Genomic DNA, 15,986 nt, shown 5'->3' with positions numbered 1-15,986 from the left:
GAACCAATCACACGCCGAAAAAAACTCGACTCAAGGCATCGAGCGCCGCCAGATCGAAAATGACGAAGAAATCAATGGTTTTAAACAACCGGTCAATCGCCGGTTCGCCGCAAACCTTCGCGCCGTATCGCAAATAGGTTCTGAAGAGTTTTGGGATTTTGGCAGTCGCTCTCGGCTGAGCGACAAAGCCTTCGTCAAAACAGACAAAATCTTTTTGCGGCGGCACATGAAATTCTTCATGAAAATGGCAGCCCTCGGCAAGCAGTTGCATGACCGCTTTGCCTTCGCTTGGGTCAAGGCTTGTCAGCGAACAACAGCCAAAAAGATAACGCTTGCGATAAAGCCGCATATAAGCCACCAAACCTTTCCATAACAGAAAGAGCGCTTTTTGACTGCGATGCGCGTCGGCAATGCAGGCGCGACCGAGTTCGACACTTTGATTGAGAACCTCGACCGGTAAATGCGTTAAATCGAATTCGCCAGCCGAGTAAAATCCCAACCGGGCGATTTCGCTGGTGTGCAAACGATAGGTGCCGACCACTGTATTGGTTTCCTGGTCAATGAGCATCAGGTGATGACAGGTGGCATCGAATTCGTCGCGGTCACGTCCGGTTTGAAACGATGCATCCAGTCCTTCCTGAAGTTCAAGGTTGAAAACTTCAAACCGGAGTTTCAAAACGGCGTCCAACTCGGCAGGCGTTTGCGCAAATCGCACGACATAACGGTCTTCGCTGATAGCAATCTGCGGAGGCCCGGGTGTCAGCGTCAACAACTCATTGGTTTGCAAAACAATTGAATGTTCAGGTGACATCTCAGACCTCCTTTCGCGTAAAATTTTTTGAGCAATCGAAAGAAATTATTGGATGCATGACCAATGATTTACGCATCCCGTATTCACACGATTGTGACAACTGATAAATCCGCAACCTGTGTGAGTTTATTCCATACAGTGAGTGAGGGCAGTGTACACGAGGAACAATCTTGACGCAAAGACCTTGAGCAGCAGATGGATAATCGCAACCTTTCGCATCGCGGCAGGCAGGTGAGTCGATTTCTGAGGCTTTGAAAAAATATTATTTCTCGGAAATATTTTTGAAACCAAACCGGTCTCGTCACGTTATAAGCCCATGTGAGTGAACAGCATTCAATGTTAAACAATGCGCCTGAGAGACATTGAATTGCTGGTAATAAGCGTTGTCGCTTAGGGTGAATCCTCCTCCATTACTCACTAAGCGCAGCAACCTTCGGAAGACCTCCTCTAACGAATGCGTTGCTGCGCTTTATTTTTTCTCACAATTTTTTACAAGTTTAACAACTTTTTAAACAATCTTCTTGCGAAAGCGCAGGGCGCTCAATATCAATAACAACACGCCCATCACCGTAAGCACGATTACTTCTTCCAGCAAATCAAAAAAGGTCGCGCCGCGTAAAACGATGCCGCGAAGAATTTGAATAAAGTGAGTTGCCGGGATGATGTAGCCGATGGCTTTCATGGGCAAGGGCATCGAATCGCGCGGAAACATAAACCCGGAAAGCAGAATCGAAGGCAACATAATCAGAAATGCCATTTGAAAAGCTTGCACCTGATTTTGCGCCTTGGTGGAAATCAACAACCCGATTGCCAGCGCCGTAAATAAAAACAGAATGCAAAGCAGTAATAGCAGTATCACTGAGCCGTTAATCGGCACCTGAAAAATCACCCGCATTGCCGTAAGCACCGTACAGGTTTCAAAAAATCCAATCAGTCCGTAAGGCAACAGTTTTCCCATCATCAGTCCGAACGGTTTAATTGGCGTGACCAATAATTGTTCAAGCGTTCCGCGTTCGCGTTCGCGGACAATCGAAAAAGCCGTCAGCAAGGTGGTGACCAGTTGCAAAATCACTGCGACCAGTCCCGGCACCATGAAATTTGCCGAACGCGAATCGGGATTAAACAGCATCTTAGGGCGCATCTCTATGGGAATTTGCAGACCGTTTTGTTGCAATTGTTCGGTGATGCGACTCAGCGATTCCTGCATGCCTACGGAATTTGAAACCGTCAGGCTTTGCGTTGCGACCGTCGAATCCGACCCATCAATTAACACCAGCACGGTTGCCTGCCGATTGGTTGCCAGGCGGTCTGAATAATCGGGCGGAATTTTGATGCCGACTTTGACGCGACCCGCAACAATCGCATGGTTCAACGCTTCGTCGGAATCGACATACTCGACAATGTTGAAATAATCGGTGTTTTGAAAAGCCGCCAGCAGTTCACGCGATTCGCGGTGTTGGTCTAAATCATAAACCGCCGTCTTGATGTTACGAATATCGGTATTGATGGCATAGCCGAACACCGTCAGTTGAATCATCGGGATGAGCAACATCAACATCAAGGTCAACGGGTCGCGGGTGATTTGAATAATCTCTTTATAAAAAACCGAACCGAATCCTTTGAACATAATTTAATCCATCTGATACTGGTTTAGCTTTGCCATCAAGATGCAAAGCGAAAACGGAACAAACGGAATGAACAGAACAAACGGAATATTCAAATGGGTTCGCTTAAAACGCTATTCTCTTTCGCCGTTTCTGCCTGTTCGGTTATTTCCGTTTGTTCCGTTTTCTCTTCATCACGCCAACTTTGACGACCGGTATATCGTTTGTCATTTATTGCCATTGGTTGAATAACGTTTCGTTAAACTCACGAACACATCTTCAAGCGAAGGGCGCGCCGGAGCGACTTCTACGCCGTGAATGCCAATCGCCGAAAGGGTTTTTTGAATGGCTTCGAGCGGCTGGTTTTTGTCCATCAATAGATGAATCGATTGCCCGAAAATCGTCGCGCCTTTGACATAGGTGGCGCGTTTCAACTCGCCGAGCGCAATGGTCGTATTGGGGCAAAAGACTTCTACCCATTTTGCATCGTCAGGCGTCACCTCCGGCAATCGTTTCAAATCATCCGGCTCGCCGCAGGTAATCAGTTTCGAGTTATAGATGTAACCGACGCGCGCGCAACGTTCGGCTTCATCCATATAATGCGTCGTGACGAACAGTGTCATGCCTTCGCTTGCCAGTTGAAAAAATAAATCCCAGAGTTCGCGCCGCGCCACCGGATCGATACCGGCGGTCGGTTCATCCAGAAAAATAATTTTCGGTTTATGCACCAGCGCACAGGCGAGCGCGAGCCGCTGTTTCCAACCCCCCGACAAGGTGCCGGCGCGACGGTCGGTGAATTGTTCAATATGGGTTAAATCAATAACCGCTTGCCGCCGCTGTTTAAAATAATCGCCTTTTAAACCGTAAACCTGCGCGTAAAAATTGATGTTTTCGCGCACCGTCAAATCCTGATAGAGGCTGAACTGTTGCGACATATAACCGATGTTTTGACGTATATCATCGGATTGTTTTTCAATATCGAAATCCAAAACCCTTGCGCCCCCGGCAGTCGGCGCAAGCAAGCCGCAGAGCATTCGTATGATGGTTGATTTGCCTGACCCATTCGGTCCCAGAAAACCAAAAATTTCACCTTTGTGAACATTGAAACTCACATCACTCACCGCCGTGAAGTTGCCGAATTTTTTCGTCAGTCCGTTGATTTCAATTGCATTCATAAGCAGGGTTCGGAATACAGGATTCAGGATTCAGGGGAGAAGAAACGATGAAGGCGGAAGGCTGAACAGAAAGCGTTTTGTAGTTGTTCATCGTTCATCGTTCCTACTTCATACTTTCTTCCCCTGAATCCTGAATCCTGTATCCTATTTACTAATTTCCACATCCGCAGCCATTCCGGCGCTCAACTTTCGTGAACTGTTATCCAACCGCACGCGCACACCGAATACCTGATGATTGCGTTCTTCGCGGGTCTGTACATTGCGCGGCGTGAATTCCCCTTTGGAAGCGATGCTTTCAACTTTTCCTTTGAAAGTCTCTTTGGGAAATGAATCAACCGTGACGCTCACTTCCTGTTCGCGTTGCACAAAGCCTTTTTCCGGTTCGGGCACATAGACCTGCACCCACAAACGATCAAGTTCGATGAGCGTTGCCACCGGTGAATTGGGCGCAATCAAATCGCCCGGTCGCACCCGCAGCACTTCAACATAGGCATCGGCTGGCGCTTTGACTTCCAACTCATTCATCTGCGTTTCAATTTGCGAGAGCGTGGCGCGGGCTCGCGTGAGTTGGGCTTTCGCCGCATCGATGTCTTCTTTGCGCGAACCGCGTTCCATCAACTGTTTTTGGGCGGCGGCTTGCCTGTATTGACGTTCGGCGCGGGCAATATCCTCCCGGCGTGTGCCTTCGCGCAACATATCGAGTTTCTGTCGCGCCGCATCGCGTTTGCCGCGCGCGCGATCCATATTGGCTTTCGCGGTGTCATAATCCTGCCGCGAGGCGATGCCTTCACGACTCAGTTTTTCAATGCGCGCAAAATTGGCTTTGGCGACCTCGTAATCGGCATTGGCGGCGTCGAGTTCATCCTGGGCGGCGGCGATTTCCTGCGTGCGGGGTCCGTTGCGCGCCAGTTCATAATTCATCCAGGCGGCTTCGGCTTGAGCGCGGGCTTCGGCAATCTCTTCCGGGCGAAAGCCGTTTTGTAATTTTTGCAGGTTAGCTTCGGCGGCGGCGATGGCAGCAAGAGCGTCATTGCGTTTGGCATCCAAATCGTAACTTTCAAAACGGATGAGCGGGTCGCCGGTTTTAATTTGCTGACCTTCTTTAACCAGGACTTCAGCAATGCGTCCGCCAACTTTCGAGCCAACATGAATTTCATCGGCTTCGATGGTGCCGGAAAGCACCAGCCGATTTGCCGGTTCGCGGGCGGAAACATATTTCCAGGTCGCGACTGCCGCTACGGCGATGAGAATGACGATTGCTAAAAGAATAATTTTTCTAAAACTGCTCTTCATCGTTTCACCTGCTTTTTGGAATTCGGGGTTGGCTTACGTTTTGCGGATGAAGCCGTTTGAGAAATGGGTTTGGCGCGCCGATGATTTAATTTTTCAGGCAGCGTTTCGGTCGCCGCTACGCCATTCAAATAAAGGTTTGCCGTATGGGTTGCGACCCGTTTGATGAAGGCTTCGTCGTATTCGGGTTTGCCAAGCGCCATTGCAATCACCGGGCGAAAGGCATGAAAAATCATCATCATGCCCATCAAACTGAGCGGCGCCAGATCAATATCAACCGGGCGTAATTCTTTGCGCTTGACGCCGTCGCCAATCAATTGTCTGAGCATTAAATAATTGTTGACCGGATATTGTTGAAAAATTTTAATGAGTTCTTTACCGCCTGCGAGCATTTCGCGCAGCAGAATGCGCGCCAGTTTCGGATGTGAAAGGATGTAATGAACTTCGCCTTCGATAAATTGCGCAAGTTTCGCGGGCGCAGGCGCAGGAGTTGCAGAAACCGCGGCAATAAACGAACGTACCGATTCCACGGCGTTTTCAAGCATCGCGCGATACAGCCCGTCTTTACTGCCAAAATAATAATGCACCATCGCCGAAGTGACCCCGGCAGTTGCGGCAATGTCACGAATCGACGCGGCGGCAAGCCCACGCTCGGCAATCAATTCTTCGGCTGCCGCCAGAATATTGGCTCTGACAATCGGATCATCGGTCTTTAATCTCGCCATGTTTTTTAATTCACCGTTTGATTAATTAATCACTTGATTAATGAATATAGGTCTGATGTAGGTTCCCGTCAAGGCGAATAAATTTTTTCGAGTGTGCTATGGTAGATTTCATCAATACATGAACCGAGGTTTGAAGATGGGACTTTTCTTGAAACAACTGTTAGCCGGACGCGATTTTGCCAAAGGCGATAGCGTGGCAACCGGGATGGCGAATTTTATTTATGTGGTCGGCGATGATGAAACGCGGGAATGTCTGGTGGTCGACCCGGCATGGGATGTTGAAGGCATTTTGGATTATCTCGACAATCACGATTTCAAACTCGCGGGTGCGCTGGCGACCCATTATCACCCGGATCACGTCGGCGGAACATTTTTAGGCTACACGGTTGAAGGCATCACGAAATTGATGGAGCAAAGACCGGTGCCGGTTCACGTCAACGCGCACGAGGCTGAATGGGTAAAAGAAATCACCGGCATTTCTGAAAACGACCTGCGAAAGCAGGCAGGCGGCGATGAAATCTTAATTGGCAATCACCGGTTGACCTTTCTTCATACCCCGGGGCACACACCCGGCAGCCAGTGTTTTCTGGTTGACGGCAATCTGATTTCCGGGGATACGTTGTTTATTGGGGGATGCGGGCGAGTGGATTTGCCCGGCAGCGACCCCGAACAGATGTATTATTCGCTCACTCAAGTGTTGGCGAAACTTTCCGATGAGACGGTGCTTTATCCCGGTCATCATTACGCCGCGAAAATGGTGAGCACGATGGGCGATGAAAAACGCAGCAATTTTTATATGAAGATGAAAAGCCTGGATGACTGGTTGAGTTTAATGGGCGGGTAATGATTTGTGCTGAAGTTAAAAAAAAGCGCGCTTTAATTTAAAGCGCGCCTGTCAGTTTGTTGGACTCTCTTTTTATTTTGGTTTATGGGAGTTGGCGTTTACCGTTTAATTTGTCTCCAGGAAAGCAGTTTGATGGTGCCGTAAGAATTGCCATTGTTTAAGCTGAGCACGAAACTGCCGGTTTCGATGTTGGCGCTCACCGGCGTGCTGTTCATGTGTGGGTTGCTATAGGAGATAACCTGTCCGTCAAAACTGCCGTTGCCGCTCAGGTCAAACTGCTCACCGCAATAAGTAATCCCGTTGAACGTTGGCCCATTCGGTGTGGTTGCCGCGTCAACGTCGCCGCGAATGCGAACATCCTGTACCGCAATCATCAGAATGTCGACATCGACGAACGGGGGCAATTCCGGGGTGTGTAAATTTTTGAGCTTTGAAGTGAAATTGGTATTGCCGGTAATTTCAATCGAACCCGTAGCAAAAATGGTTGTGTCGACTGTGGTTTTGCCGAGATTGCCTGAGATGGCGACATTGCCGCCATTTTTACCACTCGGATAATTATCCTGCCCGACAACATAAACGATGCGGTTATCAGCTTGAGGTCCGCCGCTCGGTTTAATCGTCCAGGAGCCACTGCCGTAACTCCACCCGGTGTGGTCTAGTTCTTCTTCACTGATGGTCACGACACCGGTTTGCGCGTTGCGTGAAATGAAGACGGAACCGGCAGAACTTTGGGTAATTCTGGAACCACTGTTCGTGCCGCTGGTTTGGTCAAGCGCGCTAGCCAATGAGGCATAATCTACACCGAGTCTATCGGCAAGTCCCTTGAGCCGCCCCGTCGCGTTGTTTTGATTTTGATTGCCGGAACTATCCGAACCGCTATTGATATGCGCGCCGTCGGCAAAATTGGGGTCAAGCAACAGCGTATCCACAGTGCGGAGGAAATAATCCTGAATGCGCGGATTGGTCGCTGGGCCACCCGAAGTTAAAGGGGCGCGAGTGACAAATTCGGGGACGAGAATTTCCGGCTGAAGCCCGCCGTAAAACCCATCAATATGAAAACCACCGCCTTGCGTGGTAACCGTTCCGGTAGCCGTAGCCGATTGGGCAATGTGCGGCGCACCTTGAATAATTAAATTGCTGTTTGAATGCACGCTGCCATAGGCTCCGAGAATTTCCGCGTTACCCGAAACTTCGATGTTGCCTCTGGCAATCATTGCCGGAAATGAGACAAAGCCGACCCAGCCTTCGAGCGTGACCGAAGCATTTCCGTAAGTCCCTGTTGAATAGATGACGACCTTGTTGTCGTTATCAATATTGGGATTATTGGCGTTTGTGCCGGAGGTTTCCGAAAACGGACTGGGCGGGTTGAAGTTGGGAACCTTGGGCGACGCCGTTGAACTGGAAGGCTCATCATCAATCAGGCTGACTTTATAATACACGCCTTCGATGGCAGCACCGGTGATGGCGTCTTTGAGTTGGGTTCCGAGATTGGGATTACTCGCATCTGCGGGGTCAATCATAATTGAGCCGGTTTCAAACTCTGCAGCATTGGCAGTGATGAAAGGATTATTGCCTGACAGGTAATTGGTATTGAAATCTGTGCCGCGCAAAGCCAGCAGGGTTGAAAAATCCTGACCTTTGTAATTTCTCACCAGACACAACGCATGATTCAAACCGGCTTCGGCTGCCTGTACAGCGGTGGTTTGAGTCGTATAGGTGTTGCTGACGCTCAATTCGGAAATAGCTGTCAGGCTGATGCCCATCACCAGTGCCAGTAACAAAGCCATGATGAGCAGGGTTTGAATTAATGCGACACCGCGTTCTTGATTTTTGAGTTTTCTATGCATGGCATTTTCCTTCCTCGGTTATCGATTCCTGAGCCGTATGGCACCAGAATAAGCGACTTCGCGATAACGTTTGTCGCCCTGGGTGATGCCGTTGGGAATGGCTACCAGATTGACGATGATGGTTTTGTTGGTGCGTGTGGAACCATTAGGGTCTGTGAAAGATAAACTGATAATGTTATCGGCAATCGGAATGCTCTGTGCCGGCGAAACCGTATTGTCGTCCATGATGATGCGCCGGTTGACTGCATCCAGGCGTAAGGTCACATCTTCGGAGGTGACGATAACGTCGGAGTTGGCAGCGATATTGGCAGTGTTTTGGGTATCGCCATTGAGGTCGCTTTTCAGGCGAATTGAACTTGCGGTCGAAGAATTACCCGAAACCACCGGCGATTGTAAAACTGCAAAATCACTTTCGTTGACGGTCATTTTGCCGGTCGGATTGGTTCCCGCACTGCGAATGATTTCATTCAATCGCGACAGGGCAAACCGGGCGTTGCGCTGCGCATCGGCATAAGCTTCTTCATATCGATATGAGCTTTGAAAGCGGTTCAGTAAAGAAATCGATATGCCGGTGACAACCGTAATCAACATCAAGCCAATAACGAGTTCCAGAAGCGAAAAACCGCTTTGCTGATTGATAGCCTTCATAAATCTCCTAATCCTGTCTGGTAAGAATGGTCGTAACGGTCATCCCGTTTCTCATCTGGGGGATGGGGTTCATTTGCAAAATTTTGATGGTGACATAACGCATATCGGCGGTGCCCCCCTGTCTGACTACCCAACTCACATCAAGGTCACCAATCGGCGTATTGGCGATGGTTGCATGATGAGGGTTATTCGGGTCTAACGTATAAAGATAAGGCGTCGTACTGTTTTGCCCTGCGGAAGCGGCAGTTGTGGTGGTCAGAGCGCCACCGATGCTCACCGTGGGGTGTTCGGAGTTTCTTGACCAGACTGTCGAGCGCAATCTATCCACCTGATCCTGCGCTGCAGCGCCCAGAACATTTTTATGGTTTGAAATATTATTCGAGCGCGAGATGTAAGCCGAAACCGCGACGATTGAAACCAAGCCGACAGACAGCACGACAATGGCAATGAGCACTTCGATAACTGAAAATCCGGTTTCACGAGTTTTACCGGGTGCAGGTTGGTAATTTTTTTCTCTCATATCATTGTTCCTGATTATTCGACGCTGATTTTGCCTCGCAGATTGATGCGAACCTTGATGGATTTGCCATAGCTTTGCAGGGTGATGAGTTGTTCGGTGGCACCAATCGGCAATTCGCCGCGAGAATTAAAAGTCGCTTTTATTGGAGCATTGTCGGGAAAGGTTGTCGTGATGTCATCGGGCAACGTTTCATAAAAATAATTTGAGAGGGGAACGCCCGCCGCGACTTCATCCGGGTCTATGGTATCAGGAACGCCATCGCCGTTGGTGCCGGTAAAATCAAATCCGTATTGTTTCGTGGTGTTGTTAAACGAGAAGGTCACATTTTTATTTTTGGTCATGGCAAGCGCGCGCACGGCTGCCGCTCTCTCGGCAATGTGGTCGGCAGCGTTTTTCAACCGGTAGGCGCGCACAGCATTAATAAAATTTGGCAAAGCGAATGCCAGGATGGTCGCGATAATCAGACAAACGACGACAGTTTCCAGAACTGAAAAACCGGCTTCGGATTTTCTGATTTTTGGCAGATGCGCATGATAATTAAACATCATATTTCCTGATAAATTTACGTTGATAACTTGGAACACTTCACAAGGGCAGTCAGAGGACAATGCGTAAATTGAATAAAAAATTGCCTGATGCGATTTAGCATTAGGCTACTTGATTGAATTTTCTGCGGGAGGTGCGGCAGGTTCAGACAAGGTATTCAGTTGTAGACTGCAACAATCTATACAATGCAGAAATTTCGCAAGGAGCGTACCAGAGCCTTCAATAACCTGACTTTTTGACTCTGCCGGTTAAAATTGCCGGTCAAGGCGCTCTGATTGATTAAAAATCAATGAATCGCTACCCTGCTAAGGGAGGCGTGCAGGCGGGCAATCTGCCACTTGCCACCAGTTAATGCCGACTGGTCATCACCTATAATCCCTGCCCTTGTTACCTGATGACACAATGAAGATAAAAAATTCTCGAAATTTACGAGAGCTATCAGCTTGAAACAAAAGCGTCATTTTATGCCTCTTGAATTTGGTTATTAAGGCGATTGGCGATGGGGTTTCTTTTGCCAGGTTGAGGGAGCGGTCTTTGACCGCGACTACCTAACGACGCGATCAAAGACCGCTTGCCTCAGTAAATCGTTTTGCGGGTTGCTTTAATGTAGCGCGGGTTTTTATCAATTGAGCAATTGGCGTTCGCTGCTTTGTAAAAGGGCTGAGAAAGAATCCGTAAGCGCCACCTCCTCGACATACGAACTCTCTCTCAGTTTGCCGGTTATTGAAGCTGTTTGAAGGTTTGGCGGAACCCGGTCATTTGAATGTATTGGAAAAAAGGCGTTCCGGGCGGCAGTCGATTGGGGTCTAGAAATGAAACGTCGAAAACCCAGTTGCGGGTAGGTGGACTATAGGTTCGCCCGCCGCTTTTATGCGCGCCATTGTGTTGATGACTGTTAAACAGATTGATGAGCGAACCGCAATAGTTGACGCGGGTGCCCCAGCTTTCTAAAAATCGCGGAAAGTTGTGTACCCCGCCTGCGAGATTGGCATCACCGCCACCTTGATTGGGTTGTCCGCTGACGCGCAAACTGCTCATGGTATCACCCATTAAAAGCGCCGCGCGTACAGTGGTTTCGCCTGCGCTGTTGACGGTGCGCGTGCCAAATTCACAGGGGTTGCGAAAACTCTTGGCATCCGTCCATTGGTTTGACAGCAAGGTCACGCTATCGGCTACGAAAGCCGCGGGAACCTGCGCGCCATTGTATTGATTGGGTTGAGTCGGCGCGCTGGCAGTTGGTCCCGCCGATACACCTGTTGCATTGTAATTGCCAAGCGTATAAAACCCATTTTCTGTCGCGATGGTGTAGCCTGTGTTGGTTGAACCAATCAGCGATTGTCCATTAATGGCGCGAACTGCGCGACGGAAATATTTATGATCGGTGAGGGCTGCCAGGTCGGTTTCAATGCCGACATCATAACGCGCCGCTTCCCAGGTGTAATCGACATCCAGTGCGCCATTGCGATTGACATCTTCACCCGGTTGTATCACGCCGTCATTGCGTCCATAAATGTCTTCCATATCGAATTCGCCATCATTATCTGCATCACCCCGGCGGTCGGAAACATAAACGATAGTGCCTGCGCCGCTATTGTCGGAAATGTCATCGCTTGAAAGACTGCCGCCCGGCAGCCCGCCGTTTGCCGGAAACAGTCCATCAAAATCGCCTCTGATAAATGCGCCAAGGTTTGCCATGTCAATATCGACGACACTCAAGACGCCATTGACCGGAACTTTTGCTGTGGTTCCGAGGCTGTTGCCGGGCGAGGTGCCGGTATAGTAATACCACCAGGTTGGTGAACCGGCATTGCCGGGCGAGCCTGAACTGCCTGATGGCAGGTCTTCGCTATAAAGCCCTTCGCGTGAACTATACATCTTTATCGGGAAGGGAACGACGCGATAAGTGGTGCTGCCCACGGTTACGGTCTGTTCAAATGAGGTCGCGGCGGTTGCATAGGTTGCGCTTTGCGCAGTGCCTTCGGTTGCCGATGCGGCGGCGTTACTGACGCGCCAGATGTATGGAGAAGGCGCAGTATCCAATTGACTGGTGGCGACGAAATTCATACTGCTGCTGTAGGTGTAAGCCGGACGCGAACTGAAATCGCGCGGGTCGCTTAAATTGGTATAGGCGGCGGTGGTGCTGGTGTTGCTGCCGCCATTGATGTTGCCCGCCGGAACTTTAATCGGTGGCCCGGTGATTTCATAGCGTTGCAATTTGAAGATGGCGCGCGCGTCACCGATATTGAGTCCGCTTGGATTCTTATGGGTGATGCCGAGGCTCAGAAAATCTGCGGTCGCATCGACGGCAATCGGATTGTAAGTGGAAGGGTCAACGGTGACCACTTCGATTTTAATCCAGGTTTCGCGGGTGGCAGGCATACCGCCCGATGTATAACTTGCGCCTGTATAAAGCCGATTACCGTTGACGCGCTTTGCCTGATAGCCATCACTCATCGCTACAGGTTCATAGCCGCGCGTCCCGTCACCGCTGCTGGTGCGACTGCCGCTTGCGCCGCCCGCGCCATTGCCCGCGCCATCGAGTCTCACGCCGCCCGTGCCACCCGGCAAACGCGATTGGCTGTCGCTCAGGGTGACGCGGATGCAGGGTTTGTTATAAAAACGCGAATCTCTGAGTACCGTGTTGTCTGTGTCCTTGCCGCGTTTGACCAATTCTATGGGGTCGTTATTGGTGCCGATTTGCAAAGGCAATTTCAACAGTTTTTGATGCGCCAACAGATTGCCGTTAAATTTTGCCGAATCCGAAGACCAGGTGGTGTTGGGCGTCCAGTTCGGCATATCGGCATCCCCAGCCTGTACGCCCGAAGCTTTTTTCACGCTGCCAACCGTCACCAGTTGATTGACGCCCGCGGCATCTGCGACATAGACATTGCCGTTCCAACTCCAACCGGGGTCACCGGTGCGCGCCCCCATGCGCGAGGTATCGCGAATGATTTCGCCTGCTGCGGTCACTCGTGAATTGAAATAGAGATTATTGCCCGACATCATAAAAATATGGCGGTTGGAATGGACGCGCCCGCCGAAATTAAAGACCGGCCCGGGATGGAGTTCCATATCATCGTTATAAAAAATGCCGAATTGAAACAGCGGTATCTGATGGTTGAAAAAAGTCCGCGTGAGTTGCGCCTGCGCGCCGCCCGCATAGGTTGCAACCGAGGTCAATCGCCAGGGCGTGCGAATCGAAATCAGCCCGGAAAACGGCCCGTCATCAATTGGCTTGGGCGTCGATGCGGCGTCTTGCGTTACGTCCTGAATGAAGGTGAAACCGGCAATGTCGGGTTGGTTATTTTCAATGCGCGTGATGTCGGCAGCCGTGGGTCGCAGTTGCACATCGAAGATGTTATTGAAATCTCGCGACATCAATTCCAGACTTGCCTGCGAAGCATAGAAAGCCTGGGTGTGTGAATAATCATTGCCCATCACCAGGGCTTCGGTCGTCACTTTTGATAAACTCGCGGCGACGAAAATTGCCAGCAACCCCATAATCAACACCGCCGTGAGCGTCGCGGTGCCGCGTTGCTGTTGATTGCTTGATTGAGAATCCCCTGAATGATTTTGCCGATGCTGATTCATTGCTTCATCTCCCTTTGGCGTTAAAAAACGGATTAAAATTTTTCGTAATCGAGATTGCGCGCGCTGTAGGTTGCGGTAAGCGAGGTTCTGAACGGTTGATTGGTTTTCGGGTCAATATCAGGACTGCGAACCGTTATCGAAACTCGCACCTGGCGGATATTAACCATCTGGTCACTGGCGGGCGCATCGGCAACCGTGCCGTCTTTCATAATGTATTGCACCTGAAAATTTTCTACCCCGAAAGCCAGAGGTTGCGCCGTCCAGCCGGTCGCGCCGCCATAAACATCGCGCATCAAAGTGCCGGTGTTGCTGCCTGTGCCGTCTTCATCGACGACGTAATACTTCGCCAGCGTGATGCGTTGCAGGCTGCCGGGCAGGGCAATCTGTTTAATGGCGCTTCCCGCGCCAGGCTGATTGAGGTTGAGCGGGTCGGCAGCGCCGCTCTGGAAGTTCAATCTATCGGTGCCGGCTTTACCGGTGAGCATGCCGAGCGCAGCGGCGCTGGTCTGCCCGCCAATCAAATAAATATCGCCGACCTGACAGGGCGCGTTGCTGTAGCCGCCTGAGGTTTGAATGGTTAATTGCGACCCGTCACTGGCAATGCCGTTAATCGGAATCGAGATGCTGTTATTGAACGCATCATCAATGAAAGCGATGGTAATCTGGTCTGTAGCGGTGCCATTAACCGAACCGGTGTTGTCGCGCGCATAAATCGGGGTGACGAAATCCAGAGTCGTATCCGCATCGGCTGTGCCGCCAAACAACGTGGCAACTTCATTATCAGGTACGAGCGCGCCGACATTCGGATAGCCGACACCCGAGTTGATAATATCGCGCCCCACGGTGTTGAGGGCGATGCGGGCGTTTTGCAAAGCTTCGGCGCGCATATTGGTATTGAGTCGCCCGGAACGCCCGACTTCGAGCAATCCGAAAACCGCGCCTAAGACGATGGCGAAAATCACCAGACCAACGAGCAGTTCAATAACTGAAAACCCGGTTTGCAATTTGTTGGTTCCGCGATGGCATTGATGAAAAATTTTTCTGATGGGTAATGGGTGTTGCATCATTCACCTCTCCAATCTATTCATCCGAAGTTCGATAATTGGCAATGTAGCTGGTAAAGGTTTCGCTGCGTTGTCGCGTGCCGACCCAGTAAGAAATCTCTACCTGAATTTCGCGCAAGGTGATGGGCGCAGTGGGGCGATTGGGGTCGGGTTTGTCGGTAATCGTGATGGTGCGCTTATACCCGCTGACCGGTTCGCTATCGTCTGCGTTACCGGCAATGCCGTCGGAGCCGTTGGCGTCATCTGCGGTTCCGACAACGCCATCCCGACCGGGTGTGGGATAAATCAGTTGTTCGCCGGTCAGGAACACCCCTGCGGGAACTGACATGCTGCCGGTATTGCCGATGGCATCCCAACCCAGAGTTTCCAAATCGCGCGCCGTAAAAATCGCTTCGACGGTCGAGGTGGCGAGTTGTTTTGCCGAAAGCATCTCTTGACTCATCGTCGTCTGCGCGATGGCTCTGGTCATCGCCGAAACCAGTCCGAGAATGCCAATCAGTAAAATCGCCACGGCAATTAAAACATCGAGATAGGAAAAGCCGGATTCTTTCGCGCGCTTGCCGGTTATTGCATCGGTTGGTTGATTCATTAGTTGACCTCCCAGATAAATCGGTTGGTATCAAATCGCCAAACCTTGGCGGATGCGGTTGGGCCAAACAATGTCACTGCGCGAATCAAATTGCCCGTCGGTTGTTCGGGCGATGGAGCGGTGCCCGGGGTTGGCGAAAAAAACAGTGTGAAGCTGATAGGCGCAGGCGATGATGACGCATAGCCTGCGGTATTGGTCACTGAACCATCGGCGAGAAAATAAATATCGAGCGTGCCGTTAATATCAAAATTTGCCGATGGGTAATTGTACGGCGCATTCGGCAAGGTCAAAGGATTGCCGCCAACCGTTGGTCTCTCCAGTGTGACTTCGGCATTTAAAACGCCGCGATTGATAATTACTTCATCACCGCCCGGCAACATACCCATATCCGCGAGGCGTATGAGATTGTTGGCGCGGTCAATGGTGATGCGCTGAGCCTGGCGTTGCGCCAACGCGCGTTGATGAGCTTCGCGAAAAAAACTTAAAATTTTCTGCGCTTCATCTTCGGCGGCATAAGCGCGTTTATTCCCCCTGAAACCGATGACCGCGGCTGTCGTTAAGATAATGATAATGCTGACGACGACCATCAATTCGATCATCGAAAACCCCCGCTCACCAAGCGGACGACCTTTAGCTGCAAGATACACGTCTGGCGTCATCTTAGGTTTTACTCCCGATTTTTGCTGAACTTTTGCGTGAGGTGTGAATCAAACGGGTGTCAGGGGGTACGAT

14 protein-coding genes are annotated in these 15,986 nt (G+C 50.5%); 1 reads left to right on the top strand and 13 read right to left on the bottom strand.

Translation table 11 applies throughout. From position 1 onward, the window contains the following. Nucleotides 1–7: 7 nt before the first annotated feature. From AB1757_20740 to AB1757_20720, 5 genes are all read right to left on the bottom strand, one after another. On the bottom strand, nt 8–811 hold the full coding sequence (locus AB1757_20740; protein MEW6129481.1) for a GNAT family N-acyltransferase: 804 nt from the start codon (nt 809–811) through the stop codon (nt 8–10). Between the two features lie 508 nt (nt 812–1,319). Further along, nucleotides 1,320–2,438 carry an ABC transporter permease gene (locus AB1757_20735; GenBank protein MEW6129480.1) on the bottom strand — a complete coding sequence of 373 codons (1,119 nt, stop codon included), beginning with the start codon at nt 2,436–2,438 and terminating at the stop codon, nt 1,320–1,322. A gap of 204 nt (nt 2,439–2,642) precedes the next feature. After that, entirely contained in the window at nt 2,643–3,590 is a 948-nt protein-coding gene (locus tag AB1757_20730; protein MEW6129479.1) for an ABC transporter ATP-binding protein, read from the bottom strand. A gap of 144 nt (nt 3,591–3,734) precedes the next feature. Then, on the bottom strand, nt 3,735–4,883 hold the full coding sequence (locus tag AB1757_20725; GenBank protein MEW6129478.1) for an efflux RND transporter periplasmic adaptor subunit: 1,149 nt from the start codon (nt 4,881–4,883) through the stop codon (nt 3,735–3,737). Beyond that, nucleotides 4,880–5,605 (bottom strand): CerR family C-terminal domain-containing protein, encoded by a 726-nt coding sequence (locus AB1757_20720; protein ID MEW6129477.1) that lies wholly within the window; start codon nt 5,603–5,605, stop codon nt 4,880–4,882. Before AB1757_20720 ends, AB1757_20725 begins: the two co-directional genes overlap by 4 nt. Before the next feature lie 136 nt (nt 5,606–5,741). Between AB1757_20720 and AB1757_20715 the strand changes: the two genes are divergently transcribed. Next, on the top strand, nt 5,742–6,449 hold the full coding sequence (locus tag AB1757_20715; GenBank protein ID MEW6129476.1) for an MBL fold metallo-hydrolase: 708 nt from the start codon (nt 5,742–5,744) through the stop codon (nt 6,447–6,449). A gap of 98 nt (nt 6,450–6,547) precedes the next feature. Here the strand turns inward: AB1757_20715 and AB1757_20710 are convergent, their stop codons facing one another. The 8 genes from AB1757_20710 to AB1757_20675 all read right to left on the bottom strand — a co-directional run bounded on the left by AB1757_20710 (nt 6,548) and on the right by AB1757_20675 (nt 15,913). Then, nucleotides 6,548–8,296 (bottom strand): hypothetical protein, encoded by a 1,749-nt coding sequence (locus tag AB1757_20710; protein ID MEW6129475.1) that lies wholly within the window; start codon nt 8,294–8,296, stop codon nt 6,548–6,550. An 18-nt stretch (nt 8,297–8,314) separates the two neighbouring features. Then, on the bottom strand, nt 8,315–8,944 hold the full coding sequence (locus AB1757_20705; GenBank protein MEW6129474.1) for a prepilin-type N-terminal cleavage/methylation domain-containing protein: 630 nt from the start codon (nt 8,942–8,944) through the stop codon (nt 8,315–8,317). A 7-nt stretch (nt 8,945–8,951) separates the two neighbouring features. Further along, nucleotides 8,952–9,464 carry a prepilin-type N-terminal cleavage/methylation domain-containing protein gene (locus AB1757_20700; GenBank protein MEW6129473.1) on the bottom strand — a complete coding sequence of 171 codons (513 nt, stop codon included), beginning with the start codon at nt 9,462–9,464 and terminating at the stop codon, nt 8,952–8,954. Between the two features lie 14 nt (nt 9,465–9,478). Then, nucleotides 9,479–10,012 (bottom strand): hypothetical protein, encoded by a 534-nt coding sequence (locus AB1757_20695; GenBank protein MEW6129472.1) that lies wholly within the window; start codon nt 10,010–10,012, stop codon nt 9,479–9,481. A 718-nt stretch (nt 10,013–10,730) separates the two neighbouring features. Continuing rightward, on the bottom strand, nt 10,731–13,601 hold the full coding sequence (locus AB1757_20690) for a hypothetical protein (GenBank protein MEW6129471.1): 2,871 nt from the start codon (nt 13,599–13,601) through the stop codon (nt 10,731–10,733). Between the two features lie 32 nt (nt 13,602–13,633). Further along, nucleotides 13,634–14,668, bottom strand: coding sequence for a PilW family protein (locus tag AB1757_20685; protein ID MEW6129470.1), 1,035 nt, complete (start codon nt 14,666–14,668; stop codon nt 13,634–13,636). Between the two features lie 13 nt (nt 14,669–14,681). Then, nucleotides 14,682–15,254 carry a hypothetical protein gene (locus tag AB1757_20680; protein ID MEW6129469.1) on the bottom strand — a complete coding sequence of 191 codons (573 nt, stop codon included), beginning with the start codon at nt 15,252–15,254 and terminating at the stop codon, nt 14,682–14,684. After that, nucleotides 15,254–15,913: a prepilin-type N-terminal cleavage/methylation domain-containing protein gene (locus AB1757_20675; protein MEW6129468.1), complete on the bottom strand. Its 660-nt coding sequence runs from the start codon at nt 15,911–15,913 to the stop codon at nt 15,254–15,256. Before AB1757_20675 ends, AB1757_20680 begins: the two co-directional genes overlap by 1 nt. Nucleotides 15,914–15,986 lie beyond the last annotated feature (73 nt).

The organism is Acidobacteriota bacterium (assembly GCA_040754075.1).
In the GTDB taxonomy this organism is placed as follows: domain Bacteria; phylum Acidobacteriota; class Blastocatellia; order UBA7656; family UBA7656; genus JBFMDH01.
Note: the sequence above shows the minus strand (reverse complement) of the source record. Positions and strands in the feature narration are given on the sequence as shown.

What these genes read in the sequence shown, in the direction of transcription:
- AB1757_20740 (MEW6129481.1), bottom strand. Translation starts at nt 811, where the DNA reads ATGTCACCTGAACATTCAATTGTTTTGCAAACCAATGAGTTGTTGACG.
- AB1757_20735 (MEW6129480.1), bottom strand. Translation starts at nt 2,438, where the DNA reads ATGTTCAAAGGATTCGGTTCGGTTTTTTATAAAGAGATTATTCAAATC.
- AB1757_20730 (MEW6129479.1), bottom strand. Translation starts at nt 3,590, where the DNA reads ATGAATGCAATTGAAATCAACGGACTGACGAAAAAATTCGGCAACTTC.
- AB1757_20725 (MEW6129478.1), bottom strand. Translation starts at nt 4,883, where the DNA reads ATGAAGAGCAGTTTTAGAAAAATTATTCTTTTAGCAATCGTCATTCTC.
- AB1757_20720 (MEW6129477.1), bottom strand. Translation starts at nt 5,605, where the DNA reads ATGGCGAGATTAAAGACCGATGATCCGATTGTCAGAGCCAATATTCTG.
- AB1757_20715 (MEW6129476.1), top strand. Translation starts at nt 5,742, where the DNA reads ATGGGACTTTTCTTGAAACAACTGTTAGCCGGACGCGATTTTGCCAAA.
- AB1757_20710 (MEW6129475.1), bottom strand. Translation starts at nt 8,296, where the DNA reads ATGCATAGAAAACTCAAAAATCAAGAACGCGGTGTCGCATTAATTCAA.
- AB1757_20705 (MEW6129474.1), bottom strand. Translation starts at nt 8,944, where the DNA reads ATGAAGGCTATCAATCAGCAAAGCGGTTTTTCGCTTCTGGAACTCGTT.
- AB1757_20700 (MEW6129473.1), bottom strand. Translation starts at nt 9,464, where the DNA reads ATGAGAGAAAAAAATTACCAACCTGCACCCGGTAAAACTCGTGAAACC.
- AB1757_20695 (MEW6129472.1), bottom strand. Translation starts at nt 10,012, where the DNA reads ATGATGTTTAATTATCATGCGCATCTGCCAAAAATCAGAAAATCCGAA.
- AB1757_20690 (MEW6129471.1), bottom strand. Translation starts at nt 13,601, where the DNA reads ATGAATCAGCATCGGCAAAATCATTCAGGGGATTCTCAATCAAGCAAT.
- AB1757_20685 (MEW6129470.1), bottom strand. Translation starts at nt 14,668, where the DNA reads ATGATGCAACACCCATTACCCATCAGAAAAATTTTTCATCAATGCCAT.
- AB1757_20680 (MEW6129469.1), bottom strand. Translation starts at nt 15,254, where the DNA reads ATGAATCAACCAACCGATGCAATAACCGGCAAGCGCGCGAAAGAATCC.
- AB1757_20675 (MEW6129468.1), bottom strand. Translation starts at nt 15,913, where the DNA reads ATGACGCCAGACGTGTATCTTGCAGCTAAAGGTCGTCCGCTTGGTGAG.